The organism is Pseudomonas sp. S34, from assembly GCF_009866745.1.
GTDB lineage: Bacteria > Pseudomonadota > Gammaproteobacteria > Pseudomonadales > Pseudomonadaceae > Aquipseudomonas > Aquipseudomonas jessenii.
The window spans coordinates 2,046,005-2,070,847 of sequence record NZ_CP019398.1; the positions used below are offsets into that span (position 1 = coordinate 2,046,005).

The following is a 24,843-nucleotide window of genomic DNA, read 5'->3' on the forward strand; positions in this document are numbered from 1 at the left end:
GCGGCGTCCTTCAAGCAGTTTTCGGAACGAGGCGCTCGAAAAGCGCCTCTACAGTATTAAAGCGCTCTTCCGGGCGCTCCATCGGAACCATGAACTTGAACATCGTGGCACCTTCGAACTTGTAGCGTTTTGGCTGGCTCTGGATCAGTTTGATCAGGGTCAGCGGGTCGACCGGCGTCTGTGCGGCGAACTCGACGCGACCGCCTTGAGGGCCGCCATCGACTTTCTTGATACCCAGTTGCTCGGCCTGCAATTTCAATGCAGTGATGCGGATCAGGTTCTTGGTCGGTTCCGGCAACAGGCCGAAACGGTCGATCATCTCCACCTGCAAATCCTTGAGGCCGTCCTCGTCGGTGGCCGAGGCAATGCGCTTGTAGAGAATCAGGCGGGCATGGACATCCGGCAGGTAGTCTTCCGGGATCAACGCCGGTACCCGCAAGTTGACTTCCGGACCGCCGCCAAGCGGTTGATCGAGGTTTGGCTGTTCGCCCTTGCGGATCGACTTCACCGCGCGCTCGAGCATTTCCATGTACAGCGTGAAGCCGACGGCCTGGATCTGCCCGCTCTGGCCGTCGCCGAGCAGTTCGCCGGCGCCACGGATTTCCAGGTCGTTGGTGGCAAGCACGAAGCCAGCGCCGAGGTCCTGGGTGTTGGCAATCGCTTCCAGGCGCTTTTCCGCGTCTGGGGTGATTTGCTGGCGTGGCGGCGTCAGCAGGTAGGCGTACGCCTGGTGGTGGCTGCGTCCGACCCGGCCGCGCAACTGGTGCAACTGTGCCAGGCCGAACTTGTCGGCACGCTCGATGATAATGGTGTTGGCGCTCGGTACGTCGATGCCGGTCTCGATGATGGTCGAGGCAATCAGCACGTTGAAGCGCTTGTGGTAGAAGTCGCTCATCACCTGTTCGAGTTCGCGTTCGCGCATCTGCCCGTGGCCGATGCCGATCCGCGCTTCCGGCACCAGTTCGGCCAGATCGGCAGCGCATTTCTCGATGGTCTTCACGTCGTTGTGCAGGTAGTAGACCTGGCCGCCACGCAGCAACTCACGCAGCAAGGCCTCTTTGACCGTGCTCTTGTTCTGCTCCATGACGAAGGTGCGTACCGACAGGCGCCGGGCCGGCGGCGTGGCGATGATCGACAGGTCGCGCATGCCCGACACCGCCATGTTCAGCGTGCGCGGAATCGGCGTGGCGGTCAGGGTCAGGATGTCGACTTCGCTGCGCAGGGCCTTGAGTTGTTCTTTCTGACGGACACCGAAACGGTGCTCTTCGTCGATGATCACCAGCCCGAGGTTTTTGATCTTCACGTCGTCCTGCAGCAGCTTGTGCGTGCCGATGACGATGTCGATCTTGCCTTCGGCCAGGTCCGCGACCGCCGCATTCACTTCCTTGGCCGACTTGAAGCGGCTCATCACTTCCACGCTCACCGGCCAGTCGGCAAAGCGGTCGCGGAAGCTGTTGTAGTGCTGCTGGGCGAGCAGGGTGGTCGGCACCAGAATCGCCACCTGGCGACCGCCGTGCACCGCAATGAACGCGGCGCGCATTGCCACTTCGGTCTTGCCGAAGCCGACGTCGCCGCACACCAGGCGATCCATCGGCTTGGGCGCAAGCATGTCTTCGCGCACCGCTTCGATGGTGGTTTGCTGGTCCGGGGTTTCTTCGAACGGGAAACCGGCGCTGAAGGTGGCGTAGTCGGCCTTCGGATCGGCGAAAGCGTAGCCTTCGCGGGCAGCGCGACGTGCATAGATGTCGAGCAACTCGGCGGCCACGTCACGCACCTGTTCGGCGGCTTTGCGCTTGGCTTTCTGCCAGGTCTCGGAGCCCAGGCGATGCAGCGGGGCCAGGGCATCGTCGCTGCCGGTGTAGCGGGCGATCAGGTGCAGGTTGGCCACCGGCACATAAAGCTTGGCGCCTTCGGCGTATTCCAGGGCGAGGAATTCAGCGGTCTGGCTGTCGATTTCCAGGGTCGCCAGGCCCAGGTAGCGGCCGACACCGTGGTCGATGTGCACCACCGGCGCACCCTCGCGCAGCTCGGTGAGGTTCTTGATGACGGCATCGTTGTTGGCATCGGCGCGTTTTTCGCGGCGACGGCGCTGCATCACGCGCTGGCCGAACAGCGGGCTTTCGGCGACGAGGGCCAGGGCCGGGTCATCGAGCAGCAAGCCTTCGTCGAGCGGGGCGATGGTGATCGCCAGCCGTTCCTTGCCGGCGACAAAGTCCGGCCAGCTGTCGACGGTTTTCGGTCGCAGCTTCAGGCGTTCCAGCAGCTCCAGCAACACTTCGCGGCGGCCTGCCGATTCGGCGGTAAACAGCACGCGACCGGGGAACTGGTCGAGGAAACCAGCAAGTGCCGCCATTGGCTGAGTGGCCTTGGCTTCGATCGCCAGGTTGGGCAACTCGCGAGCCGGGAAGCGCTCGCGACCGCCACCGCTTTCTACATCCTGCTGACTGGCCACCACGCGCGGCCAGTTCTTCAGGCGCGCGAAGCAGTCTTCCACCGGCAGGAACAGTTCGGCGGGTGGCAATAAAGGACGGGACGGGTCGACGCGGCGTTCTTCATAGCGATTGCGCACATCGTTCCAGAAGTTTTCCGCGGCTTGCTCGATGCCAGGCAGGGAAAATACTTGCGTGTCCTGGGGCAGATAATCGAACAGTGTCGAAGTTTCTTCGAAGAACAGCGGCAGGTAGTACTCGATACCGGCCGGGGTAATCCCGCTGCTCAAGTCCTGGAAGATCGGGCAACGGCGGAAGTCGACGTCAAAACGCTCGCGGAACCGCGCCTTGAAACGGGTGACCGCTTCTTTCTGCAGCGGAAACTCCCTGGCCGGCAACAGCTTGACCGAGTCGACTTTGTCGATCGAACGCTGGTTCTCCGGGTCGAAGGTGCGCAGGGTTTCGATTTCGTCGTCGAACAGATCGATGCGATACGGCAACTTGCTGCCCATCGGGAACAGATCGATCAGCGAACCGCGAACGGTGAACTCGCCGTGTTCATACACCGTATCGACGTAGCGATAGCCCGTGGCTTCGAGCCGGGTGCGCATTTGCTCGACATCGAGCTTCTGGCCGATATCCAGCACCAGGCTGCTGCCGAGCAGGAATTTGGTCGGCGCGAGGCGATGCAGGGCGGTCGTGATCGGCACCACCAGCACGCCATGGCTCAGTTCCGGCAACCGGTACAGGCTGGCGATGCGCTGGGAAATGATGTCCTGGTGCGGCGAGAACAGGTCGTAGGGCAGGGTTTCCCAGTCGGGAAAGTGCAGTACGGGCAAATCCGGGGCGAAGAAAGCCAGCTCCTGTTCCAGCCGTTCGGCACTTTGGCTGTCGGCGGTCAGCAGCAGGGTAAAGCGCTTGGCAGCGCTGGCGGCCTCGGCGATGGCCAGGCTCAGGGCGGCACCGGGCAGGTTGCCCCAGTGCTGTTTACCTGCCGCGGCAGGGAGAAGCGGTAGACGCAGAACGGGCACGGAAGGTTGAGCTCCAAGCGTTGCGACAAAGTCGGTAATTGTAGCGGTCTACGATGCCGCCTGTCAGTTGCTGACTGTGTCTAAAACACGGGTTTGGCGAAATGTAGTGGTAAAGACAAAATTCTGCGCTTTTTTACCTAAAATTAATGAATATGTAGTGGCAAAAACAACGAGTGTTACGGAGGGTTACGGATAAGGAGGCTTTGGCTCCAAAAAATTGACTGTGCTGAAAGCCCCGGTTTTATTGGGCTGGAGCGAGGCGTAATTTTTTTGAACGACGATTTGTTACGTAAAGCGCGACGGGCGCGCATTGCTACCGCTGTCACTCGGCGGCATAATGTAGCCCCTTTTTTCTGCCCCTACATGTGGAAGGTTCCCGTGACTCAGAAGCCCGACCAGTGTCTTGGTGAATGGATCGACCGTGAAGCACTCGCAGAAGCGATGATTCCGCTTATCGGTCAGCTCTACCGCAATAACAACGTGGTGAGCTCGATCTATGGCCGCAGCCTGATCAACCGCTCGGTGATTTCGATCCTCAAAGCGCACCGCTTTGCCCGTCATCGCCAGACCGACGAAACCGAACTCTCCGTCCACGAAACATTCCCGCTACTCAAGGCGATGAGCGAGCTCAAGCTCGGTGCCGCTTCGGTAGACCTGGGCAAGCTGGCGGCCAAATACAAGGCCGAAGGCAATGGCCGTAGTGCCGAGCAGTTCGTCCGTGAAGAGATGGCCGACGTGGTTGGCCAGCAGAACGCTTCCGCCCGCAAAGGCACCGATGTTGTCCTGTACGGCTTCGGTCGTATCGGCCGTCTGCTGGCGCGCATCCTGATCGAGAAAACCGGTGGTGGCGACGGCCTGCGCCTGCGCGCCATCGTGGTCCGCAAGGGCGCCGAGAACGACCTGGTCAAACGTGCCAGCCTGCTGCGTCGCGACTCGGTTCATGGCCCGTTCGATGGCACCATCACCATTGATGAAGCCAACAACACCATCACCGCCAACGGCAACCTGATCCAGGTTATCTACGCCAAGAGCCCGGCCGAAGTCGACTACACCCAGTACGGCATCGAAAACGCTCTGATCGTCGACAACACCGGTGTATGGCGTGACGCCGATGGCCTTGGCCAGCACCTGGCTTGCCCGGGCGCTGCCCGCGTAATCCTCACCGCACCTGGCAAGGGCGCGCTGAAGAACATCGTGCACGGCATCAACCACGGCGAAATCACCCCTGACGACAAGATCATCTCGGCCGCTTCGTGCACCACCAACGCCATCGTGCCGGTGCTCAAAGCTGTGAATGACAAGTACGGCATCGTCAACGGTCACGTCGAAACCGTTCACTCGTTCACCAACGACCAGAACCTGATCGACAACTTCCACAAGGGCAGCCGTCGTGGCCGCGCCGCGCCGCTGAACATGGTAATCACCGAGACCGGTGCCGCCACTGCAGCCGCCAAGGCTCTGCCAGTGTTGAAGGGCAAGCTGACCGGTAACGCGATTCGCGTTCCTACGCCGAACGTGTCGATGGCTATCCTGAACCTGAACCTGGAAAAGGCCACCACTCGCGAAGAGATCAACGAGTACCTGCGCCAGATGGCCATGCACTCGGATCTGCACAAGCAGATCGACTACGTCAGCTCCCAGGAAGTGGTTTCCACCGACTTCGTTGGCTCGCGCCACGCAGGCGTAGTGGACGCTGAAGCGACCATCACCCAGGATAACCGCGTTGTTCTGTACGTCTGGTACGACAACGAGTTCGGTTACAGCTGCCAGGTGGTTCGCGTGATGGAAGACATGGCCGGTGTAAACCCGCCAGCATTCCCGCGCTAAGCCTTAGCTGCACATGAAAACGCCCCGGCCTTGGTCGGGGCGTTTTTGTTTGTGCTGCTTTTGTCTATTGGGGGGATGTGTTGTTCGCACTGGCCTCATCGCGAGCAAGCTCGCTCCCACAGGGTGTGGTGGTGTTTGCACGGTAGTGATCACGCCAGCTATCCAATGTGGGAGCGAGCTTGCTCGCGATAGCGGTCTGAGAGAGATATCAATGCTGAATGTGATGACCTCTTCGCGAGCAAGCCCGCTCCCACGGTTCTATCGCATAATGGCTGGCCCTGGCGATGTGTCAGGGGATGCATTGGGGAGCTCGGGAATTGTTGATCAGGTGGCAGGGGGTGGCACTTTTGCTGCTCGGCGCACTATCAGGCTGCGGCAACGGCGACACTCTGGAGAGCTTCGGCGGCCCGACCATGGGCAGCACTTATTCGATCAAGTATGTGCGCCATGCCGACCTTCCGGCGCCGGACGAAGTCCGTGTCCAGGTCGAGCAGATCCTCGCTGACATTGACCGGCAAATGTCGACCTACCGCAGCGACTCGGACATCGAGCGCTTCAATGCGTTACCGGCCAACGGCTGTCAGGCAATGCCGGCGTCGATCCTCGAATTGGTCCGCATGGGCGAGCAACTGTCAGTGCAAAGCGACGGTTCCTACGATTTGACGGTTGAGCCGTTGCTGAACCTCTGGGGATTCGGTCCGCAGGCTCGCGGGGAAAAAGTCCCGACCGCCGAAGCGCTCGCCGAAGCCCGCAAGCGCGTCGGCCATGAACACTTGCGCATCGATGGCGACCGGTTGTGCAAGGACGCCGCCGTCGAGGTCGACTTCAACAGCATCGCCGCCGGTTATGCGGTGGACACGATTGCCGCAAGACTCGAGGCGATGGGCATCCATGACTACCTCGCCGAGGCCACGGGTGAGCTCAAGGCGTCCGGCAAGAAAGCTGACGGCTCGCCGTGGCGCATTGCCCTGGAAGAGCCGCGGGATGACCGGCAGGTGGCGGAGCGGGTCATTGTCGTCGACGGCTATGGCCTGTCCACTTCCGGCGACTACCGGAATTATTTCGAGCAGGACGGACAGCGTTTTTCCCACACCTTCGATGCCCGCACCGGTGCGCCGGTCTCACACAACCTGGCATCCGTCACAGTGATTCATCCTTCTGCGTTGATGGCCGATGGCTTATCGACGCTGTTGCTGATTCTCGGCCCGGAGCGCGGTTGGGACTACGCAGAAAAACACGATATCGGCGCATTTTTTGTGATTCGTGCCGATACAGGTTTCGTCACACGCAGCAGTCCGGCTTTTGAACGCATCAGTGGCGAAAAAACCGAATGATTTCGGCGATTTGAGCATTGAAAACTGGCGTTGTAGCGCAGGCAAAAGTAGCCTACGACGCGACCAAGGGTTAATGTGCGCGGCGTTGACGCTTCTATAGACTGTGTCCGGGTTCTGCACTGGCCCCAAATTGTTCCTTCATGCCACGCATTGGCGTGATTTAGCCGCAGGTGCCGAGGGTGCCGCGGCCTGTTCTGAGGAGTACGCATGGCTGTCTACAACTACGACGTGGTGGTGTTGGGTTCCGGCCCGGCAGGGGAAGGCGCGGCAATGAACGCCGCCAAGGCAGGGCGCAAGGTGGCGATGGTCGATAGCCGTCGCCAGGTCGGCGGCAACTGCACTCACTTGGGCACCATCCCGTCCAAGGCACTGCGTCACTCGGTGCGGCAGATCATGCAATTCAACACCAACCCGATGTTCCGGGCCATTGGTGAGCCGCGCTGGTTCTCGTTCCCGGACGTGTTGAAAAGCGCCGAGAAAGTCATCTCCAAGCAAGTCGCTTCGCGTACCGGCTACTACGCCCGTAACCGCGTCGACGTGTTCTTCGGCACCGGCAGCTTCGCCGACGAGCAAACCATCGAAGTGGTCTGCGCCAACGGCGTGGTCGAGAAACTGGTGGCCAAGCACATCATCATCGCCACCGGTTCGCGTCCTTATCGCCCGGCGGACATCGATTTCCACCACCCGCGTATCTACGATAGCGACACCATCCTCAGCCTCGGCCACACCCCGCGTAAACTCATCGTTTACGGCGCCGGCGTGATCGGTTGCGAATACGCCTCGATCTTCAGCGGTCTGGGTGTATTGGTTGAATTGGTGGACAACCGTGGGCAACTGCTGAGCTTCCTCGACTCGGAAATTTCCCAGGCCCTGAGTTATCACTTCAGCAACAACAACATCACGGTTCGCCACAACGAAGACTACGACCGCGTCGAAGGCGTGGACAACGGCGTGATCCTGCACCTCAAGTCCGGCAAGAAGATCAAGGCCGACGCCTTGCTCTGGTGTAACGGTCGTACCGGCAACACCGATCAGTTGGGTCTGGAAAACATCGGCGTGAAGGTCAACAGCCGTGGCCAGATCGAAGTCGACGAGGCATACCGCACCTGCGTGCCGAACATCTACGGCGCCGGCGACGTGATCGGCTGGCCGAGCCTGGCCAGTGCCGCCCACGACCAGGGTCGTTCGGCCGCTGGCAGCATCGTCGATAACGGTAGCTGGCGCTTTGTGAATGACGTGCCGACCGGCATCTACACCATTCCGGAGATCAGCTCGATCGGCAAGAACGAGCAGGAACTGACTCAGGCCAAAGTGCCGTACGAAGTGGGCAAGGCCTTCTTCAAGAGCATGGCGCGGGCGCAGATCGCCGGCGAGCCGCAAGGCATGCTGAAGATCCTGTTCCACCGTGAAACCCTGGAAGTGCTGGGTGTTCACTGCTTCGGTTATCAGGCGTCGGAGATCGTGCACATCGGTCAGGCGATCATGAACCAGCCGGGCGAACTCAATACGTTGAAGTACTTCGTCAACACCACGTTCAACTACCCGACCATGGCCGAAGCCTATCGGGTAGCCGCGTACGACGGCCTCAACCGGCTTTTTTGACGGGCTCCGGCCGGTGGCCTGAGCCGGCCGGGGAGACCGATTTCAGCAATTCTCGAGCGTGGCGGTGGCCAAACCGGGAAAGTCTGTAATCAGGCTGTCAACGCCGAAGTCGGCGAGTCTGCGCATCAGCGCGGGCTCGTTGACGGTCCATACCGACACATGCAGCCCCTGACGCTGCGCCCTTTGCAGGCGTTCCGGCGTGCACAGGGTCCAGTTCAGCGCCAGAATCTCACAGCCATAGCTGGCGGCGACCTTCAGTGGGTCAAGCCAGGCATACTCGGCCACCAGCCCGCGGGATACGTCCGGCACCAACTCCAGCGCAGCCTTGAGCACTTCACGGGAACTCGAGGTGATGGTCACCTTGTCCATCAGGCCATGACGCTGCACCATTTCGCGAATCGCCAGCACGGTGGTCGCGGCACGCATCCGTGATGCGCTTTTGACTTCCAGCTGCCAGTGATCGAAGTCGCATTGCTCGAACAGCTGTTCCAGCGTCGGAATCGGGCAAGGCTTGATCCAGCCCGGTCCACCCTTGCGTGCGTCATACGTCACAAGCTCGGCCGCCGTGTGTTCGACGACCTTGCCGCGACGGTCGGTGGTGCGCTTGAGGGTCGGGTCGTGGATGACCATCAGCTCGCCGTCCATGGACAGGTGCAGGTCCAGTTCGCAGCGACGCACGCCGTGCTTGAGACATTCCTGAAAGCTGGTCAGGGTGTTTTCCGGTGCTTCGCCCTTGGCGCCGCGATGGCCGTAGATGAGGGTCACGGTTCTTCCTTAATTTAATTGCCTGATTCGAGTTGGTCGCGGGCCAGGCGTCGTTCCTGGGCCTGCTTTTGCAAGATGTGGCGGGCCAGCAGTTGGCGTTGGGCGTCGGTCAGGTGTTCGAACTCGGTGCCGACGTCATAGCCGTCGCCCTTGCGGTCGCAATGGGTGACGCGGGCGCGCAGCAGCAGGCCCAGGGCCTGCGGCATCAATACCAGTTTGACCGACAGGCGTGCGCCGGCGGCAATGGGCGATGGATGCTGAAAGTCGATGCCGCCTTCGGAGATGATCACTGGCTGCGGTTCGCCGATCTGCCCGAGCACGGTGATGGCGATCACCTGGCTCAGCAAGTCGATGCGCTTGTTCTGGGATTTGAGGAGCGCCGCGAGGTTCCGGTCGCGTTCGCTGATCTGGCGTAACAGGTGTTGCGACTCGAATTCACTCAGGTGCAATTCGCTGAGCAAGTTGAAGAGTGGAGAAGCATCCTGCAACACTTCCTGGCCTGTGGCTTCAGTAGCGGACAGGGGCCGAATTTCCAGTGCGATCGTATCCTCGATACGGTAGTATTCGCGGCGATCTTCTTCATCTAATGTCGACATGGCGAACCCATGGTAGCGGCGGTGGTCTGAGTGTAAAGCTGGTTATCGACCCCCGCCACAAGGACGTTCCTTTTCCCTCCGAACAAGCCCCGACATGTTCAGACCTCTCTTCGTATTTATCGGCACGCGTTACACCCGTGCAAAGCGTCGCAATCATTTTGTGTCATTCATTTCCCTGACTTCGATGATCGGGCTCGCCCTTGGCGTGGTCGTGATGATCGTGGTGCTGTCGGTGATGAATGGCTTCGATCATGAGATGCGCACCCGCGTGCTGGGCATGGTGCCCCACGCGACCATCGAGTCCGGTGAGGCGATCAGCGATTGGCAAGGCCTGGCCGCGAAGGTCAAGCAGAACCCGCAGGTGACGGCCGTGGCGCCGTTTACGCAAATGCAGGGTTTGCTGACCAATAACGGCAAGGTCTCGAAAGTCCTGCTCAATGCCATCGACCCGGCGCAAGAGCGCCAGGTGTCGATCATCGATCAATTCATGACCCAGGGAAAACTCGACGACCTGGTGCCGGGGGAGTTCGGCATCGTCATCGGCGACAAGGCCGCGGCCAAGCTCGGTGCGGCCATCGGCGACAAGCTGACCTTCGTCGCGCCCGAAGTCACGGTGACCCCGGCCGGGATGTTCCCGCGCATGAAGCGCTTTACCGTGGTCGGCATCTTCCATGTCGGCGCCGGTGAGCTCGATGGCTATCTTGGCGTCACCAACCTGCAGGACCTGGCCCGGCTGCACCGCTGGAAACCGGATCAGGTCCAGGGCCTGCGCCTGAAGTTCGACGATCTGTTCCAGGCGCCGCGCACCGCGTGGAGCATCGCCCGCGACCTCGGCGAAGACCGCTACTACGCCCGCGACTGGACCCGCACCCACGGCAACCTGTACCAGGCGATCCGCATGGAAAAAGCCATGATCGGCCTTTTGCTGCTGCTGATCGTTGCCGTCGCTGCGTTCAACATCATTTCCACGCTGGTGATGGTGGTGAATGACAAGAAGGGCGACATCGCGATCCTGCGCACGCTGGGCGCCACACCAGGCACGATCATGCGCACGTTCATGGTGCAAGGCACCGTCATTGGCGTAGTCGGTACCGCGATCGGCGCGGTGGTCGGGATCTTCGCGGCGCTGAACGTCAGCGCCGCGATCTCGGCCCTCGAAGGCCTGATCGGGCACAAGTTCCTCAACGCCGACGTGTACTTCATCGATTACCTGCCGTCGCAGGTGCAGAGCCAGGACGTCGTGATGGTCTGCTCCGCGGCGTTGGTCCTGAGTTTCCTCGCCACCCTGTATCCAGCCTGGCGTGCCGCGCGCACCCAGCCTGCGGAGGCGCTACGTTATGAGTGAGTCGGGCATGAGTGATAAAGCAATCTTGAGCTGCCGCAGCCTGGGCAAATCCTACGAGGAAGGCCCGGAATCGGTGGAAGTGTTGGCCGGCCTGCAACTGGAGTTGCACCCGGGCGAGCGTGTGGCGATTGTCGGCAAGTCGGGCTCGGGCAAAAGTACCTTGCTCAACCTGTTGGGCGGCCTCGATACACCGACCAAGGGCAGCGTCTGGCTCGACGGTGAAGAACTGTCGGCGCTGAGCGAGAAGAAACGCGGCCTGCTGCGTAATCGCGCCCTCGGCTTTGTGTACCAGTTCCACCACCTGCTGCCGGAATTCACCGCCCTGGAGAACGTCTGCATGCCGCTGCTGATCGGCAAGACCGCGATCCCCGAAGCGCGTCAGCGTGCCACGGCGTTGCTGGAGCGGGTAGGGCTGGGTCATCGCCTGGAGCACAAGCCGGCCGAACTGTCCGGTGGTGAGCGTCAGCGCGTGGCCATCGCCCGCGCCCTGGTGAACAATCCGGGCCTGGTGATGCTCGACGAGCCGACCGGCAACCTCGATTCCCACACCGCCCAGGGGATCCAGGACTTGATGCTGGAGCTCAGCACCTCGATGCGCACGGCGTTCCTGGTGGTGACCCACGACATGAACCTCGCCCGCCAGATGGACCGCGTCCTGCACTTGCAGGAAGGTTGCCTGACTCCCATCTAACGGATTGAAACCCGACGCGACCGAAAGGTGCGTCGGGTCTTTTATTTTTATACGGTGCCCCAGCGAATGTTCAGACCGTTATCGATCTTTATCGGCACGCGCTATACCCGCGCCAAGCGCCGCAATCGCTTTGTTTCCTTCATCTCGATGACCTCGATGATCGGCCTCGCCCTCGGCGTGCTGGCGATGATCGTGGTGCTGTCGGTGATGAACGGCTTTCAGCGCGAAATGAGCTCACGCATCCTCGGGATGGTGCCGCACGCCACCATCGTCGGCGTGAACCCGATTGACGACTGGAAGCCCGTGGCGGCGGCCGCGATGAAAAACCCGGAAGTGACGGCGGCGGTGCCGTTCACCGAGATGGAGGGCATGCTGTCCTACAAGGGCACGATGCAGCCGATCCAGGTCAGCGGTGTCGACCCGGCGCTGGAAGGCCAGGTGTCGATCGTCGCCAAGCACATCGTTCAGGGGAGCCTGGAAGCCCTGAAGCCGGGCGAATTCGGCGTGGTGATCGGGCAGATCACGGCGCGCCGCTTCCGCTTGAACGTGGGCGACAAGATCACCTTGATCGTGCCTGAGGTCAGCAATGCGCCGGGCGGCATTACCCCGCGCATGCAGCGGCTGAATGTGGTCGGCGTGTTCAAGGTCGGTGCGGAACTGGACGGCACCATGGCGCTGATCCACATGGCCGATGCCGCGCAGATGCAGCGCTGGGAGCCGAATCAGGTGCAGAGCGTGCGCCTGGCGGTGAAGGACTTGTATGCCGCGCCGCAAGTGTCGAACGACATCGCCACGGGGCTGGGCGCCGCCTACAAGGCTGACGACTGGACCCACACCCAGGGCAGCCTGTTCAGCGCGATGAAGATGGAAAAAACCATGATCGGCCTGCTGTTGCTGATGATCGTCGCGGTGGCGGCGTTCAACATCATCGCGACCCTGATCATGGTGGTGAACGACAAGGGTGCGGACATCGCGATCCTGCGCACCATCGGCGCCACGCCACGGCAGATCATGGCGATCTTCGTGGTGCAGGGCACGGTGATCGGCATCGTCGGCACCTTGATTGGCGGTGTATTGGGCGTGATTGCCGCACTGAACGTCAGCCAGATCGTAGGCTGGATCGAGCGGGTCAGCGGGCAGCACATCTTCAGTTCCGACGTGTACTTCGTCAGTAACCTGCCGTCTGAGCTGCAAGGCGCGGATGTGGCGCTGATCTGCACGGCGGGGTTTGTCATGAGCTTCCTGGCCACGGTTTACCCGGCCTGGCGTGCGGCGAAGATCGAGCCGGCTCACGCGTTGCGGTATTCGTAAGCCGTTACACCGCCTTCGCGAGCAAGCCCGCTCCCACAGGGATCTGCGTCGTACACAGATGATGTGAACGCCACAAAACACTGTGGGAGCGGGCTTGCTCGCGAAGGGGCCGGAGCTGCTGGCCTCAATCCCCCTTCGGTAACTCAATCACAAACCGCGTCCACCCATTCTCCGATTCGCAACGAATCTGCCCGCCATGGGCACGGATGATCGATTGGGTGATCGCCAGTCCCAGTCCCGCATGTTCGCTACTGCCTTCACGACGCGCAGGATCGGCCCGGTAAAACCGGTCAAACAGGCGCGGCAATAGATCTTTGGAAATCTGTTGGCCGGTGTTTTCAACGGTCAGGCGCAACTCTTTTGGCTGATCGACGATTCGCACCCGAACCTCGCCATCGACCGGCGTGAATCGCAGTGCGTTGTCCAGAAGGTTCGACAGTGCCCTGCGCAACATGCTGCGGTCACCTTCGAGGCGGGCATTGCCGTCACGACTCAGTTTTACCTGCGCGTCTTCCGCCAGCGGCGCAAAAAACTCCAGCAGCAGATCCGTTTCCTGTCCCAGTTCCAACGGTTCGCGCTTGGGGATTAACAGTCCATGGTCAGCCTTGGCCAGATAGAGCATGTCGTTGACCAGTTGCGCCATCCATTGCAGCTCTTCGAGGTTGCTGTGCAGGGCTTCGCGGTAGTCCTCGATGGGGCGAGGGCGGGTGAGGGTAACCTGGGTGTGGGTCAGCAGGTTCGACAATGGCGTGCGCAGTTCATGGGCAATGTCGGCGGAGAAGGCCGACAGGCGCTGAAACGAGTCGTCGAGGCGTCCGAGCATGGCGTTGAAGTTGTGGGCCATTTCCGCCAGTTCCGGCGGCATGTTTTCTTCAGGTAGCCGCGAGTTCAGCGATTGCGCGGAAACACCACTGGCCACCGCGCTGATCCGCCTTAACGGGCGCAAGCCGCTGCGTGCCGCCCAGGCGCCCAGCAGTGCGGTGGCCAGGGCTGACAGGCCGACGGTCAGCCAGATCAAATGCTGCATGCGTTGCAGAAAGTGCTGGTGATGGGTGATGTCCAACAGCAGGGTCAGTTGCGGTGACTCGGGTTTGTCCGCGAAAAGCGGCGCATTCAGGACGCGGTAATCTGTGCCTTCATGGCTCACCGTCGACAATCCGGACCGGTGCGGCAATGCCTGGGGGATGTTGGTCGAACTGTCATACCAGCGCTGGCCGTCGCTGCCGGTGATTCGCAGGGACAGGTCAGCCTGCCGGCTCAACTCCTCGGCCAGTTTTACTTCGCTGTCACTCGACTGTAAGTCGTACAGGGCCCGACGCAACCCAATCAGCTTGCCGTCCAGCAGTTGCTGGTCGAGTTCAACGAAGTGCGCCTCGCTGGCGCGGCTGAACAGCACCCCGGCGAACAACGAGACCACGGCGGTGCATGCGGCAAACAGCAGGGCCAGGCGGTTGCTCAAGGAGAGGCGGCGCATCAGGCGGGACGCTCTTCAAGGACGTAGCCCATGCCGCGTACGGTATGGATCAGCTTGTTGGGGAATTCATCGTCGATCTTCAGGCGCAGGCGACGGATCGCCACCTCGATGACATTGGTGTCGCTGTCGAAATTCATGTCCCAGACCTGGGACGCAATCAGCGACTTGGGCAGGACTTCGCCCTGGCGGCGCAGGAGCATTTCCAGCAGGGCGAATTCCTTGGCGGTCAGGTCGATACGCTGGCCGCTGCGTTCGACCCGGCGCCGGATCAGGTCCAGGCGCAGATCGGCCAGTTGCAGGTTGGTCTCCTGCGGCGTGGTGCTGCCGCGACGCAACAGGCTGCGGACCCGGGCCAGCAGTTCGGAGAAGGCAAACGGCTTGACCAGATAGTCGTCGGCGCCCAGTTCGAGGCCGTGAACCCTGTCCTCCACGGCGTCACGGGCGGTCAGAAAAAGTACCGGTGTGTCCAGGCCGGCGCTGCGCACCGCTTGGAGAATTTGCCAGCCATCACGACCCGGCAGCATTACATCAAGAATCAGCAGGGCATATTCGCCGCTGAGGGCCAATTGCTGGCCGGTGTTGCCGTCGGCCACCAGTTCCGTGTTGAACCCGGCCTCGGTCAGGCCCTGGCGCAGATAATGGCCGGTTTTGGGTTGGTCTTCGACGATCAGCAGTTTCATGGGCGACTCATGGCAAGTGGAACGAAGGCTTTATACCGTGGGCAGCATTCGCACAGGGCAACCTGACAAAGTTGTAATCTGGCTGTCAGGTTACGGGCAGTGGCAGCAGTTTAGAGTTTTGCGCATGCTGAGCCTTAACTTGTTGGAGTATGACGATGTTTTTACGCAAATCCGTGGCGCAAATCCTGTGTTTGCTGGCGCTGAGTTCACCGGTGTGGGCAGACGCCGGGCATACCTACGATTTCGGTCAACCGGCCTCGGCGGCCAAGGCGACCCGCAGCATCGAGGTGGTGATGGGGGACATGTCCTTCACGCCGAAGTCCCTCGATATCAAGGCCGGGGAAACCGTGCGCTTCGTGCTGGTCAATAAAGGCCAGTTGCTGCATGAGTTCAACTTGGGGGATGCGGCATTGCATGCCAGGCACCAGCAGGAAATGTTGCAGATGCAACAGAGCGGCATGCTGGCGCCAACCGGTATGAAGGCAATGGCCGGCATGGATCACAGCAAAATGGACCACGGCATGAAGCATGATGACCCCAACAGCGTGCTGGTGGAACCGGGCAAGACCGCCGAGCTGACCTGGACCTTCAGCAAGGCCACCAGCCTTGAGTTTGCCTGCAATATTCCCGGCCATTACCAGGCCGGCATGGTCGGCAAACTGACTGTCAGTCAGTAAGCACTCAAAGGCGGGAGCAAAGGCTGATAGAATCCGCTGATTCTTCAGTCAGGTTTCCGCCATGCATCCCGCAGCCGAACACTCGCCGCTGGGCAAGTCCAGCGAATACATCGCCACCTACACGCCGTCCTTGCTGTTCCCGATCCCGCGCACCGCGAAGTGGGCGGAGCTGGGCCTGACGGCGCAAACCCTGCCGTACAAAGGCGTGGACTTCTGGAACTGCTTCGAGCTGTCCTGGCTGCTGCCGTCGGGCAAGCCGGTGGTGGCGATCGGCGAATTCAGCATTCCGGCGGATTCGCCGAACATCATCGAGTCGAAGTCGTTCAAGCTCTATCTCAACTCCCTGAACCAGACGCCGTTTGCCGATACCGCGAGCCTTGAGGTGACGCTGGCCAAGGACTTGTCGGCGGCTGCCGGCAAGCCGGTGGGTGTGCGCATTCGCAGTCTTAAGGATGTCGAGAGCGAAGGCGTCGTGGCCTTGCCGGGCGTGTGCATCGATGAACTGGATATCAGCGTCAGCAACTACGAGCATCCACGGCCGGAACTGCTGCGTTGCGATGATTCGCGCATTGTCGAGGAGAGCGTGCACAGTCATTTGCTCAAGTCCAACTGCCCGGTCACCAGCCAGCCGGACTGGGGCAGCGTCGCGGTGGAGTACCGTGGCGCGGCGCTGGATCATGCGAGCCTGCTCGAGTACATCGTCAGCTTCCGCCAACACTCGGACTTCCATGAACAGTGTGTAGAGCGGATCTTTCTCGACCTGCAGCGGTTGCTCAAGCCAGAGAAACTGACGGTGTATGCGCGTTATGTGCGTCGTGGCGGGCTGGATATCAACCCGTATCGCAGCACTGAAGAGGTGCAGCTGCCGAACCATCGCCTGGTCCGCCAGTAACGCTTTAATGTGGGAGCGGGCTTGCTCGCGAAGGCGGCTTCACATTCAACGATGATGTTGACTGACCCACCGCTTTCGCGAGCAAGCCCGCTCCCACAGGGGACGTGCATTGCCAAGTGCAGACGCAAAAAAGCCCTGCTATCACTAGCAGGGCTTTTTTGCGTCTGGCGGGGTTCAGATTCCCATATTGGCCAAGGCCTGCCCGATGTTGCGCAGGGTGCCGGCAAGGGTAGGGTGTTCGAGTTCAAAGCGCTCGACAGCCAGGTTGACGCCATCGGCGAGGCTGGAATCCTGGGTTTTGGTTTCGAGTTCAAGCTTCAACTCGATCTGTTGCATCAGTTCGCTCAACTCTGCGCGTTCGGCTTCAGACAATGGAGGATTCTGTTCCAATTGCTCGCGCAGGGCATTGAGCTGTTCTTGCAGTTCGCGGGCAGGCATGGCGTTCTTCCTTCTTTTATCGATAGGCACTGGCATAGACCATGGCGGCAGGCCAAAGGTCGATGGCTGACCTTTAGATTAATCCACTCGCGGCCAACGTGCATGATCTCGATCAGGGCTTTTCGCCCTTGAGCCGACGCAAGCTGATATCGGCCAGGCAGGTGTCGAGTTCACCGAGATGATCGATCACCGAATGCACGCCCAGGCCAAACAGTTGCATCGTCGCCTTGGCACGTTTGATGTCGCGCTCCTGCGGGGGCAGTGCTTGCCATTGCTCGGGCGCCAGCCCGCACAGCGAGCCGCAGGATGCCAGACCGATGGTCCACAACCCGGCATTGAGCCCCGCTTGCAGCAAACGGGGTTCACCGCTCACCAGTACGCAGCCGTCGAGTCGCTCGACGTTCAGGGTCATCAAGGCGTGCCAGCAGGCATTCGGGGCGGGCCATGGGTTGTTTGTAGCTGAATGTTGCGAGGGTTTGATCCATTCCGGCAGCGCCGCGGCCAGGGTTTGGCTGAGGGCAGGGGGCAGTTCATCGAGCCAGGCGCAGGGGATTTGCTGGCGCTGCAAGCTGCGCAGGCTATCCAGTGCGCCGGGCGTGGCCTCGGCGTGTTCGGCCGAGTGGCTGCCGTGCCGGTGCGTGTGCGCGCCGAAATCCACCAGGCAGCCACTGAGGCCGAACAGTACGGCGGTCAGGCTGGGTGCGGTTTGGGGCAAGGCTTCGGCGAGCGGCATGTGGACGTCCCTGAAATAGCCTGAAGGCTAGTGGACGACGGTGACAGTTGAATGACATGGATGTGAAACGCTCACATTTGGCACGATTCCTTCCGTGTGGATCTCGTACAAAGTGCGTTAAACGGCGTTTACGTCTTATACTTGCCAACTTATTGCCTGGGCCAAGTGCCCGAGCCAGTACAAACCAAGGAGTTTTTTTCTATGCGCTGGAGCAATCATCTAGCCAGGATTTGTGTATGCGCCAGTGTGATGCTGGTTCCGTTCGCTGCCCAGGCAGCCACGGAAGAGGATCCTTGGGAAAGCGTCAACCGCCCGATTTTCAAGTTCAACGACGTGATCGACACCTACGCGCTCAAACCCCTGGCCCAGGGCTACCAGTACGTGACGCCGCAGTTTGTCGAAGACGGCGTTCACAACTTCTTCCGTAATATCGGCGATGTGCGCAACCTGGCCAACGATATCCTGCAGGCCAAACCTCGTGCCGCAGGCGTTGATACCGCACGAATCATTTTCAACACCACCTTCGGCTTGCTGGGCGTCATTGATGTCGGCACGAAAATGGGCCTGCAGCGCAATGACGAAGACTTCGGTCAGACGCTGGGCTACTGGGGTGTCGGCAGCGGCCCTTACGTGATGCTGCCGCTGCTGGGGCCAAGCACCTTGCGTGATACGCCGTCCAAGTACGTCGACAGCTACACCGGCGCTTATCGTTACGTAAACGACGTTTCGGTGCGTAACTCGTTCCACGCCCTGGACATCATCGATACCCGTGCCAACCTGCTGTCGAGCGAGAAGCTGATCACCGGCGACAAGTACACCTTCATCCGTAATGCATACTTGCAGAACCGTGAATTCAAGGTGAAAGACGGTCAGGTCGAAGACGATTTTTGATCTCGACCGGTAAACTGAAAAAGGCGGCCATCAAGGCCGCCTTTTTTGTCTGCGAAGAGCCGCATGCGGATGAAATCGCGGTTTTCACTGTAGTCCCGGCCGGTTTGGCTCGTGGGTTCGAACCTTCCATTGGGTTACGGATTTGCCTGTTCTTATAACTCTCGGTGATTTGACAAATAAAGACGTCAGGCGACCATCGGCGTGAGCTTGAAACGCCCCGCGGATGGGAGTACCGTCTGCGCCTTAGAAGGGCACCTCTGGTGAACACGTGTGTAGGGCAATTGCCCGAAAGCGGTGCGACAGAGAGGCTAGAAAGCGAATCCAGTAGTCAGCGCCGGGCCAAAATCCCCGCCTGCTACGCCAACCTAATTCTGGCGCCGTTTGCCCACATGCCAAAAACCAGTGCCACGCTGCTGATAATCGATGATGACGAAGTAGTGCGCGCGAGCCTCGCCGCCTATTTGGAAGACAGTGGTTTCAGCGTCTTGCAGGCCAGCAATGGTCAGCAGGGTCTTCAGGTATTCGAGCAAGACAAGCCCGACTTGGTCATCTGCGATCTGCGCATGCCGCAGATGGGTGGACTCGAACTCATTCGCCAGGTCACCGAACTGTCGCCGCAAACCCCGGTGATCGTGGTGTCGGGTGCCGGCGTGATGAATGACGCGGTCGAAGCCCTGCGCCTGGGCGCGGCGGACTACCTGATCAAGCCTCTCGAAGATCTGGCTGTGCTCGAGCACTCTGTGCGCCGGGCCCTGGATCGTGCGCGCCTGCTACTGGAGAACCAGCGCTACCGCGAGAAGCTGGAGAAGGCCAATCGCGAGCTCGAAGCCAGCCTGAACCTGCTCCAGGAGGACCAGAACGCCGGTCGCCAGGTGCAGATGAACATGCTGCCGGTCAGCCCCTGGACCATCGACGAGTTCAAGTTTGCTCACCAGATCATCCCGTCGCTGTACCTGTCGGGTGATTTCGTCGACTACTTCCGGGTCGACGAGCGCCGGGTCGCCTTTTACCTGGCGGACGTTTCCGGTCACGGCGCCTCCTCAGCCTTCGTCACCGTGCTGTTGAAGTTCATGACCACGCGCTTGCTGTTCGAATCCAAGCGCAGCGGCACCCTGCCGGAATTCAAGCCTTCAGAGGTTCTTGGTCATATCAACCGGGGCCTGATCAGTTGTAAGCTGGGTAAACACGTCACAATGGTCGGTGGAGTCATCGACGAGGAGACCGGTTTGTTAACCTATAGCATCGGCGGTCATTTGCCGTTGCCAGTGTTGTACACGCCAGACAGTGTTCGTTATCTGCAAGGGCGTGGTCTGCCGGTGGGCCTCTTCAACGAAGCCACCTACGAAGACCACGTGCTGGAACTGCCACCGACGTTCAGCCTGACGCTGATGTCTGATGGCATTCTGGATCTTTTGCCAGAACCCACACTCAAAGAGAAAGAAGCGGCGTTGCCCCAACGGGTCAAGGCAGCGGGCGGCACCCTGGATGGGCTGCGGCAGGTTTTTGGATTGGCCACGCTAGGGGAGATGCCGGATGATATCGCCCTGTTGGTGTTGAGCAGGAATCTTTGATGAGTACCGGTAGAATCCAGTTCGCCGAGCAGGATGGCACCTTCGTCCTGAAGTTCGTCGGTGAAGTTCGCCTGACCCTGTGTTCGGCGTTGGATGCGACTATTGAGCGGATCTTCAGCGCGTTGAATTTCAATTCGATCGTGATCGATCTGACCGAAACCCGCAGCATCGACAGCACCACACTTGGCCTGCTGGCCAAGCTGTCGATCCTGTCGCGGCAGAAGGTTGGCCTGCTGCCGACCGTCGTCACCACCCACGAAGACATCACGCGGCTGCTGCAGTCCATGGGCTTCGAGCAGGTGTTCAACATCGTTGACAAGCCGGTGCCGTGCCCGGAATGCCTGGACGACCTGCCAGACCAGGATCAGTCCGAAGAAGTGGTGCGGATCAAGGTGCTCGAAGCGCACAAGATCCTCATGGGCCTGAACGACACCAATCGTGAAGCCTTCCATGACCTGGTGAATGCGCTCGAACGCCATTGATCCCCTGAATTGATGTGGGTCAGCCAGACCCCCATCGCGAGCAAGCTCGCTCCCACAGGTCCTCGTTTAGCACACGACCTCAGTCATCCCGCGAACTCCTGTGGGAGCGAGCTTGCTCGCGATGGCGTCCTGCCAGTCACCAAACACATACAAAAAAGGGCGAACCCTCACAGGTTCGCCCTTTTTGCATTACACCCACTCAGATCACAGCTTGGCCTGCAACAACGCCTCGAGCTTCTCCTGATCCCGCGCGAACTGACGAATGCCTTCAGCGAGTTTCTCGGTCGCCATCGCATCTTCGTTGGACAGCCAGCGGAACTGCGATTCGTTTAGGCTCAGGCGCGCTTCACCGGCATGGCCAGGCGCCAGTTTGCGCTCCAGCTTGCCGGTATCCGCGGCCAGCTTGTCGATGAGGTCCGGGCTGATGGTCAGGCGGTCACAGCCGGCCAGTTGCTCGATCTGGCCCAGGTTGCGGAAGCTCGCCCCCATGACCACGGTCTTGTAGTCATTGGCCTTGTAGTAGTTGTAGATGCGCGTCACCGACTGCACGCCCGGATCATCCGCGCCGGTGTAGTCGTTGCCGTTGGCTTTCTTGTACCAGTCGTAGATACGGCCCACGAACGGCGAAATCAGGAACACCCCGGCGTCGGCACAGGCGGCCGCCTGGGCAAAGGAGAACAGCAGGGTCAGGTTGGTCTGGATGCCTTCCTTTTCCAGGATCTCGGCAGCGCGGATGCCTTCCCAGGTGGACGCGATCTTGATCAGCACGCGGTCGCGGCCAATACCGGCCTTGTCGTACAGCTCGATCAGGCGATGCGCACGCTTGAGCATGGCATCGGTGTCGAACGACAGGCGCGCATCCACTTCGGTGGAAATGCGGCCCGGAATCACTTTCAGGATTTCTTGCCCCACGGCCACGCCAAAACGGTCGCTGGCCAGGCCCACATCGCCCTTGCAGTCATTGACGCAGGCGTTCAGCAGCTCGGCATACGCAGGAATGGCCGCGGCCTTGAGCAGCAGGGAAGGGTTGGTGGTGGCGTCCACGGGTTTAACGCGAGCGATAGCTTCGAAGTCGCCGGTGTCGGCAACCACGGTTGTCATTTGTTTGAGTTGTTCCAGCTTGGAAGTCATGAGCGTGCTCTGTCCTATGGGTCTGATGACATTACCCGAGCGCTGACAGCCACTCAAGGGCGTGTACGTGTATCAATGCCCCCTGTGGCAACAACCTGAAAACAGGTGTTTGAAAGGTGGGGTGCGGTATCGAAGAATACGATGCCAAAACGCCCCACAGGTTCAACAAGACCGACCGTTAACGCCCCTCAAGCAACTCCGCCGCTTGATCCAGCAACGCCAAAGGCTCTTTGGCCTTGTGAATGTCCACCGACAATAACTGCCGAAACTTGCGTGCTCCCGGGAACCCGGTGCCCAGCCCAAGCACATGGCGAGTGATGTGGTGCATCGAACCACCTGCCGCGATGTGCGCCGCTATATAAGGACGCAACTGCGCCAGCGCCTCAGCCCGGCTGATCACCGGCGCCGGGCTGCCGAACAACTGCTGGTCCACCTCGGCCATCACATAAGGGTTGTGATACGCCTCGCGGCCCAACATCACGCCGTCAAACGTCTGCAAATGTTCGTGGCAAGCTTCCAGCGTCTTGATCCCGCCGTTGAGGATAATCTCCAGCTCAGGAAAATCCGCCTTCAACCGCGCTGCCACGTCATAACGCAGGGGCGGGATGTCACGGTTCTCCTTCGGCGACAATCCCTCCAGAATCGCGATCCGCGCATGCACGGTAAAACTGGTGCACCCGGCATCCCGCACCGTGCCGACGAAATCGCACAGCTCTTCGTAACTGTCCCGGCCATTGATCCCGATACGGTGCTTGACCGTCACCGGAATCGACACCGCATCACGCATCGCCTTCACACAATCGGCCACCAGTTGCGGGTGCCCCATCAGGCACGCGCCGATCATATTGTTCTGTACCCGATCACTCGGGCAGCCGACATTCAGGTTCACCTCATCGTAACCATGCTCCTGCGCCATGCGCGCACATGCGGCCAGGTCCAGCGGCACGCTACCGCCAAGCTGCAACGCCAGCGGATGCTCGGCTTCGTTGTGACGCAGGAAACGGTCGTGATCACCGTTGAGCAGGGCACCGGTGGTGACCATTTCGGTGTAGAGCAGGGCGTTTTTCGACAGCAGGCGAAGGAAGAAGCGGCAGTGGCGGTCGGTCCAATCCATCATCGGCGCGACGGAGAAACGACGGGAAAGCGGGGCGGGTGTTGCGGTGGTTACGGACATGGGGGATCTGGAATCGGTGAGGCTGGGAGGTGGAGGAGTTTATCAGGAATGGGGCTTGTGGGGTTTGGGCATGCCTCAGGGCGATTTAGCAGGTGCTGGGTATTGCGTTGATAACATCACGAAAAAGTAGGAGATTTCCCTCAAATCGCGTCCACATTGCCCATATTGCCCCACCTCTGATCACCCGTTTAACCTCCCTCCGTCGTTGCAAATTCAGCGACAAGGGTGTGGAAGCCCTTCACAGGATCTAGGCGCACAGGCGCCACCTGAATTTAAGCAGGCGCTTTTTTCATGTCTGCTGTTAAAACAATGGCGGCTGTGCGCGGGGCACTTTCGGGTGCGCCGGGTTACTGGATCCCTGGTCTTCCACATCCGTGCACAGCTTCCACCCCAGACTTTGTTTGTTCGCTCGAAGGTTCAACACGCAGTTTGGCGCTGTCGATTCAGCAACTGGCGGTGGTGGGGGAGTTGTTGGTGAATCGAGCCTTGGACAATGTCGATCCGCAAGGTAGTGGATGTGAGAGATCGCCAGGTGCGCACGGTTCCTGAACCAACGCTGTCACCCCCCAAAGTTTCATGTTGCCCGGCGCAGACGAGGCATAGGATGACCGCCAAAGGTCATGCCCCTCGCGCCTAACCCACAGGAATCAAAAAATGATCGCAAACCTCGTCAAAGTCTCGCTGCTTGCCGGTGCTTTGTTGTTGAGCGCCTGTTCGGGTGTGAGCGCCCATCGTGATTATTCTGCCGACTCGGTGCAGCCGGCCGGGTTTGGCCCGGGGCCGACCAGCAGCAATCCCGACAAGATGAATTTCCATGGCAGTGCGCTCGGCAATAGCTTCGGCGAATACGGTTCCGGTTTGCTGCACGACGATTGATACGCGCTCCGCAATGAAGAAGGGCGCTCCTTTGGGGGCGCCCTTTTTTTGTGCGATTAAAAACGATCCGTTACTTGGCGTCAGGCACCGCCAGCCATTGGCGCAGAATCTTCTGGTAGTTGCCTGTCGCCTTGGCCAGGTGCAGCCACTGATCGACGTACAGCTTCCAGGTGATGTCGTCGCGGGGCAGCAGGTAGGCTTTTTCGCCGTATTGCATGTAGTGCGTGGGGTTGACCGCGCACAGGCCCGGTTTCAGCTTCTGCTGATACAGCGCCTCGGATGCGTCGGTGATCATCACGTCGGCTTTTTTATCCAGCAGTTCCTGAAAGATGGTCACGTTGTCGTGCAACTTCAATTGCGCCTTGGGCAGGAAGGCGTGGACGAAGGCTTCGTTGGTACCGCCGGCAGGTTCGACCAGGCGAACCGTTGGCTGGTTGATCTGTTCGACGGTCTGGTACAGCGCCTGGTCTTCGCAGCGCACCAGCGGGATTTTGCCGTCGACGTCCAGGATGCTGCTGAAGAAGGCTTTTTTCTGCCGTTCCAGGGTGACCGAGATGCCGCCCATGGCGATGTCGCACTTGCCGGCGAGCATGTCGGGCATCAGGGTTTTCCAGGTGGTGGGCACCCACTCGACCTTGACGCCAAGGCTGTCGGCCAGGGCGCGGGCCATGGCGATGTCGATGCCGGAGTATTCGCCGTCCTCGGCTTTGAGGGTGTAGGGCTTGTAGTCGCCGGTGGTGCAGACGCGCAGTTGTCCCTGTTGCATGACGCTGTCCAGATGCGAAGGTTCTGCCTGGGCGCCAAGGGAGAGTGCGAGCAAGCCGCCGAGCATCATTGCTCTTTTGATTTTCGTCATTGTTATCGGGCTTTTGTGCTGGAGTGGTTTTGAAAGG

At 60.3% G+C, this 24,843-nt stretch carries 22 protein-coding genes; 12 read left to right on the forward strand and 10 right to left on the reverse strand.

Features of this window, described 5'->3' with window-relative positions; translation table 11 throughout:
* Window positions 1-10: 10 nt before the first annotated feature.
* Entirely contained in the window at window positions 11-3,460 is a 3,450-nt protein-coding gene (gene mfd / locus PspS34_RS09040) for a transcription-repair coupling factor (RefSeq protein WP_159389608.1), read from the reverse strand.
* 363 nt (window positions 3,461-3,823) lie between these two features.
* On the opposite strand from mfd, the gene PspS34_RS09045 reads away from it, so the two are divergent.
* From PspS34_RS09045 to sthA, 3 genes are all read left to right on the forward strand, one after another.
* Window positions 3,824-5,287 carry a glyceraldehyde-3-phosphate dehydrogenase gene (locus PspS34_RS09045; RefSeq protein WP_090454111.1) on the forward strand — a complete coding sequence of 488 codons (1,464 nt, stop codon included), beginning with the start codon at window positions 3,824-3,826 and terminating at the stop codon, window positions 5,285-5,287.
* Window positions 5,288-5,583: 296 nt separating this feature from the next.
* Window positions 5,584-6,621: an FAD:protein FMN transferase gene (locus tag PspS34_RS09050; protein ID WP_174245505.1), complete on the forward strand. Its 1,038-nt coding sequence runs from the start codon at window positions 5,584-5,586 to the stop codon at window positions 6,619-6,621.
* A 207-nt stretch (window positions 6,622-6,828) separates the two neighbouring features.
* A complete protein-coding gene (sthA, locus tag PspS34_RS09055; RefSeq protein ID WP_007984277.1) occupies window positions 6,829-8,223 on the forward strand; it encodes a Si-specific NAD(P)(+) transhydrogenase in 1,395 nt (464 codons plus the stop codon).
* Between the two features lie 42 nt (window positions 8,224-8,265).
* Here sthA and PspS34_RS09060 read toward each other — a convergent pair whose 3' ends face one another.
* Window positions 8,266-8,988 (reverse strand): glycerophosphodiester phosphodiesterase, encoded by a 723-nt coding sequence (locus PspS34_RS09060; protein ID WP_057715645.1) that lies wholly within the window; start codon window positions 8,986-8,988, stop codon window positions 8,266-8,268.
* Between the two features lie 14 nt (window positions 8,989-9,002).
* On the reverse strand, window positions 9,003-9,584 hold the full coding sequence (locus PspS34_RS09065) for a PilZ domain-containing protein (RefSeq protein WP_159389610.1): 582 nt from the start codon (window positions 9,582-9,584) through the stop codon (window positions 9,003-9,005).
* 94 nt (window positions 9,585-9,678) lie between these two features.
* Between PspS34_RS09065 and PspS34_RS09070 the strand changes: the two genes are divergently transcribed.
* The 3 genes from PspS34_RS09070 to PspS34_RS09080 all read left to right on the forward strand — a co-directional run bounded on the left by PspS34_RS09070 (window position 9,679) and on the right by PspS34_RS09080 (window position 12,931).
* Entirely contained in the window at window positions 9,679-10,929 is a 1,251-nt protein-coding gene (locus PspS34_RS09070) for a lipoprotein-releasing ABC transporter permease subunit (RefSeq protein WP_102668916.1), read from the forward strand.
* 7 nt (window positions 10,930-10,936) lie between these two features.
* The gene (gene lolD / locus PspS34_RS09075) at window positions 10,937-11,620 is read left to right on the forward strand and encodes a lipoprotein-releasing ABC transporter ATP-binding protein LolD (protein WP_173677889.1); all 684 of its coding nucleotides are present in this window, start codon (window positions 10,937-10,939) and stop codon (window positions 11,618-11,620) included.
* Between the two features lie 66 nt (window positions 11,621-11,686).
* Window positions 11,687-12,931 carry a lipoprotein-releasing ABC transporter permease subunit gene (locus tag PspS34_RS09080; RefSeq protein ID WP_057715642.1) on the forward strand — a complete coding sequence of 415 codons (1,245 nt, stop codon included), beginning with the start codon at window positions 11,687-11,689 and terminating at the stop codon, window positions 12,929-12,931.
* 124 nt (window positions 12,932-13,055) lie between these two features.
* Here PspS34_RS09080 and PspS34_RS09085 read toward each other — a convergent pair whose 3' ends face one another.
* Together PspS34_RS09085 and PspS34_RS09090 are read right to left on the reverse strand one after the other, a co-directional pair.
* Entirely contained in the window at window positions 13,056-14,405 is a 1,350-nt protein-coding gene (locus PspS34_RS09085) for a heavy metal sensor histidine kinase (protein WP_159389611.1), read from the reverse strand.
* Window positions 14,405-15,085 carry a heavy metal response regulator transcription factor gene (locus PspS34_RS09090; protein WP_154860630.1) on the reverse strand — a complete coding sequence of 227 codons (681 nt, stop codon included), beginning with the start codon at window positions 15,083-15,085 and terminating at the stop codon, window positions 14,405-14,407. The genes PspS34_RS09085 and PspS34_RS09090 overlap by 1 nt, the downstream gene beginning before the upstream one ends.
* Before the next feature lie 155 nt (window positions 15,086-15,240).
* Between PspS34_RS09090 and PspS34_RS09095 the strand changes: the two genes are divergently transcribed.
* Together PspS34_RS09095 and queF are read left to right on the forward strand one after the other, a co-directional pair.
* On the forward strand, window positions 15,241-15,762 hold the full coding sequence (locus PspS34_RS09095; protein WP_150812439.1) for a cupredoxin family protein: 522 nt from the start codon (window positions 15,241-15,243) through the stop codon (window positions 15,760-15,762).
* A gap of 61 nt (window positions 15,763-15,823) precedes the next feature.
* Window positions 15,824-16,654, forward strand: a complete 831-nt coding sequence (queF, locus tag PspS34_RS09100; protein WP_154860629.1) for an NADPH-dependent 7-cyano-7-deazaguanine reductase QueF — start codon at window positions 15,824-15,826, stop codon at window positions 16,652-16,654.
* Between the two features lie 174 nt (window positions 16,655-16,828).
* Here queF and PspS34_RS09105 read toward each other — a convergent pair whose 3' ends face one another.
* Window positions 16,829-17,092, reverse strand: coding sequence for a DUF4404 family protein (locus tag PspS34_RS09105; RefSeq protein WP_150812440.1), 264 nt, complete (start codon window positions 17,090-17,092; stop codon window positions 16,829-16,831).
* A 112-nt stretch (window positions 17,093-17,204) separates the two neighbouring features.
* Window positions 17,205-17,825 (reverse strand): HAD family phosphatase, encoded by a 621-nt coding sequence (locus PspS34_RS09110; RefSeq protein WP_150812441.1) that lies wholly within the window; start codon window positions 17,823-17,825, stop codon window positions 17,205-17,207.
* Between the two features lie 201 nt (window positions 17,826-18,026).
* Between PspS34_RS09110 and PspS34_RS09115 the strand changes: the two genes are divergently transcribed.
* The 3 genes from PspS34_RS09115 (at window position 18,027) to rssC (ending at window position 20,769) form a co-directional block, all read left to right on the forward strand.
* Window positions 18,027-18,716, forward strand: a complete 690-nt coding sequence (locus PspS34_RS09115) for a VacJ family lipoprotein (RefSeq protein ID WP_150812442.1) — start codon at window positions 18,027-18,029, stop codon at window positions 18,714-18,716.
* A 389-nt stretch (window positions 18,717-19,105) separates the two neighbouring features.
* Complete coding sequence (gene rssB, locus PspS34_RS09120; protein WP_057715634.1) at window positions 19,106-20,287, forward strand: two-component system response regulator RssB; 1,182 nt, start codon at window positions 19,106-19,108, stop codon at window positions 20,285-20,287.
* On the forward strand, window positions 20,287-20,769 hold the full coding sequence (gene rssC, locus PspS34_RS09125; protein ID WP_057715633.1) for an anti-sigma factor antagonist RssC: 483 nt from the start codon (window positions 20,287-20,289) through the stop codon (window positions 20,767-20,769). The genes rssB and rssC overlap by 1 nt, the downstream gene beginning before the upstream one ends.
* Window positions 20,770-20,973: 204 nt before the next feature.
* Here the strand turns inward: rssC and tal are convergent, their stop codons facing one another.
* The gene (tal, locus tag PspS34_RS09130) at window positions 20,974-21,900 is read right to left on the reverse strand and encodes a transaldolase (protein ID WP_057715632.1); all 927 of its coding nucleotides are present in this window, start codon (window positions 21,898-21,900) and stop codon (window positions 20,974-20,976) included.
* Window positions 21,901-22,078: 178 nt separating this feature from the next.
* Window positions 22,079-23,074, reverse strand: coding sequence for a tRNA dihydrouridine(20/20a) synthase DusA (dusA, locus tag PspS34_RS09135; RefSeq protein ID WP_154860628.1), 996 nt, complete (start codon window positions 23,072-23,074; stop codon window positions 22,079-22,081).
* A 654-nt stretch (window positions 23,075-23,728) separates the two neighbouring features.
* Between dusA and PspS34_RS09140 the strand changes: the two genes are divergently transcribed.
* Window positions 23,729-23,950 (forward strand): hypothetical protein, encoded by a 222-nt coding sequence (locus PspS34_RS09140; RefSeq protein WP_150812485.1) that lies wholly within the window; start codon window positions 23,729-23,731, stop codon window positions 23,948-23,950.
* A gap of 70 nt (window positions 23,951-24,020) precedes the next feature.
* Here PspS34_RS09140 and PspS34_RS09145 read toward each other — a convergent pair whose 3' ends face one another.
* The gene (locus PspS34_RS09145; protein WP_090454174.1) at window positions 24,021-24,806 is read right to left on the reverse strand and encodes a transporter substrate-binding domain-containing protein; all 786 of its coding nucleotides are present in this window, start codon (window positions 24,804-24,806) and stop codon (window positions 24,021-24,023) included.
* Window positions 24,807-24,843: the final 37 nt, after the last annotated feature.

What these genes read in the sequence shown, in the direction of transcription:
- PspS34_RS09090 (WP_154860630.1), bottom strand. Translation starts at nt 15,085, where the DNA reads ATGAAACTGCTGATCGTCGAAGACCAACCCAAAACCGGCCATTATCTG.
- PspS34_RS09045 (WP_090454111.1), top strand. Translation starts at nt 3,824, where the DNA reads ATGTGGAAGGTTCCCGTGACTCAGAAGCCCGACCAGTGTCTTGGTGAA.
- PspS34_RS09050 (WP_174245505.1), top strand. Translation starts at nt 5,584, where the DNA reads ATGCATTGGGGAGCTCGGGAATTGTTGATCAGGTGGCAGGGGGTGGCA.
- rssC (WP_057715633.1), top strand. Translation starts at nt 20,287, where the DNA reads ATGAGTACCGGTAGAATCCAGTTCGCCGAGCAGGATGGCACCTTCGTC.
- PspS34_RS09115 (WP_150812442.1), top strand. Translation starts at nt 18,027, where the DNA reads ATGCGCTGGAGCAATCATCTAGCCAGGATTTGTGTATGCGCCAGTGTG.
- queF (WP_154860629.1), top strand. Translation starts at nt 15,824, where the DNA reads ATGCATCCCGCAGCCGAACACTCGCCGCTGGGCAAGTCCAGCGAATAC.
- PspS34_RS09095 (WP_150812439.1), top strand. Translation starts at nt 15,241, where the DNA reads ATGTTTTTACGCAAATCCGTGGCGCAAATCCTGTGTTTGCTGGCGCTG.
- rssB (WP_057715634.1), top strand. Translation starts at nt 19,106, where the DNA reads ATGCCAAAAACCAGTGCCACGCTGCTGATAATCGATGATGACGAAGTA.
- PspS34_RS09145 (WP_090454174.1), bottom strand. Translation starts at nt 24,806, where the DNA reads ATGACGAAAATCAAAAGAGCAATGATGCTCGGCGGCTTGCTCGCACTC.
- PspS34_RS09105 (WP_150812440.1), bottom strand. Translation starts at nt 17,092, where the DNA reads ATGCCTGCCCGCGAACTGCAAGAACAGCTCAATGCCCTGCGCGAGCAA.
- PspS34_RS09065 (WP_159389610.1), bottom strand. Translation starts at nt 9,584, where the DNA reads ATGTCGACATTAGATGAAGAAGATCGCCGCGAATACTACCGTATCGAG.
- PspS34_RS09070 (WP_102668916.1), top strand. Translation starts at nt 9,679, where the DNA reads ATGTTCAGACCTCTCTTCGTATTTATCGGCACGCGTTACACCCGTGCA.
- PspS34_RS09085 (WP_159389611.1), bottom strand. Translation starts at nt 14,405, where the DNA reads ATGCGCCGCCTCTCCTTGAGCAACCGCCTGGCCCTGCTGTTTGCCGCA.
- PspS34_RS09140 (WP_150812485.1), top strand. Translation starts at nt 23,729, where the DNA reads ATGATCGCAAACCTCGTCAAAGTCTCGCTGCTTGCCGGTGCTTTGTTG.
- PspS34_RS09080 (WP_057715642.1), top strand. Translation starts at nt 11,687, where the DNA reads ATGTTCAGACCGTTATCGATCTTTATCGGCACGCGCTATACCCGCGCC.
- dusA (WP_154860628.1), bottom strand. Translation starts at nt 23,074, where the DNA reads ATGTCCGTAACCACCGCAACACCCGCCCCGCTTTCCCGTCGTTTCTCC.
- sthA (WP_007984277.1), top strand. Translation starts at nt 6,829, where the DNA reads ATGGCTGTCTACAACTACGACGTGGTGGTGTTGGGTTCCGGCCCGGCA.
- lolD (WP_173677889.1), top strand. Translation starts at nt 10,937, where the DNA reads ATGAGTGATAAAGCAATCTTGAGCTGCCGCAGCCTGGGCAAATCCTAC.
- PspS34_RS09110 (WP_150812441.1), bottom strand. Translation starts at nt 17,825, where the DNA reads ATGCCGCTCGCCGAAGCCTTGCCCCAAACCGCACCCAGCCTGACCGCC.
- tal (WP_057715632.1), bottom strand. Translation starts at nt 21,900, where the DNA reads ATGACTTCCAAGCTGGAACAACTCAAACAAATGACAACCGTGGTTGCC.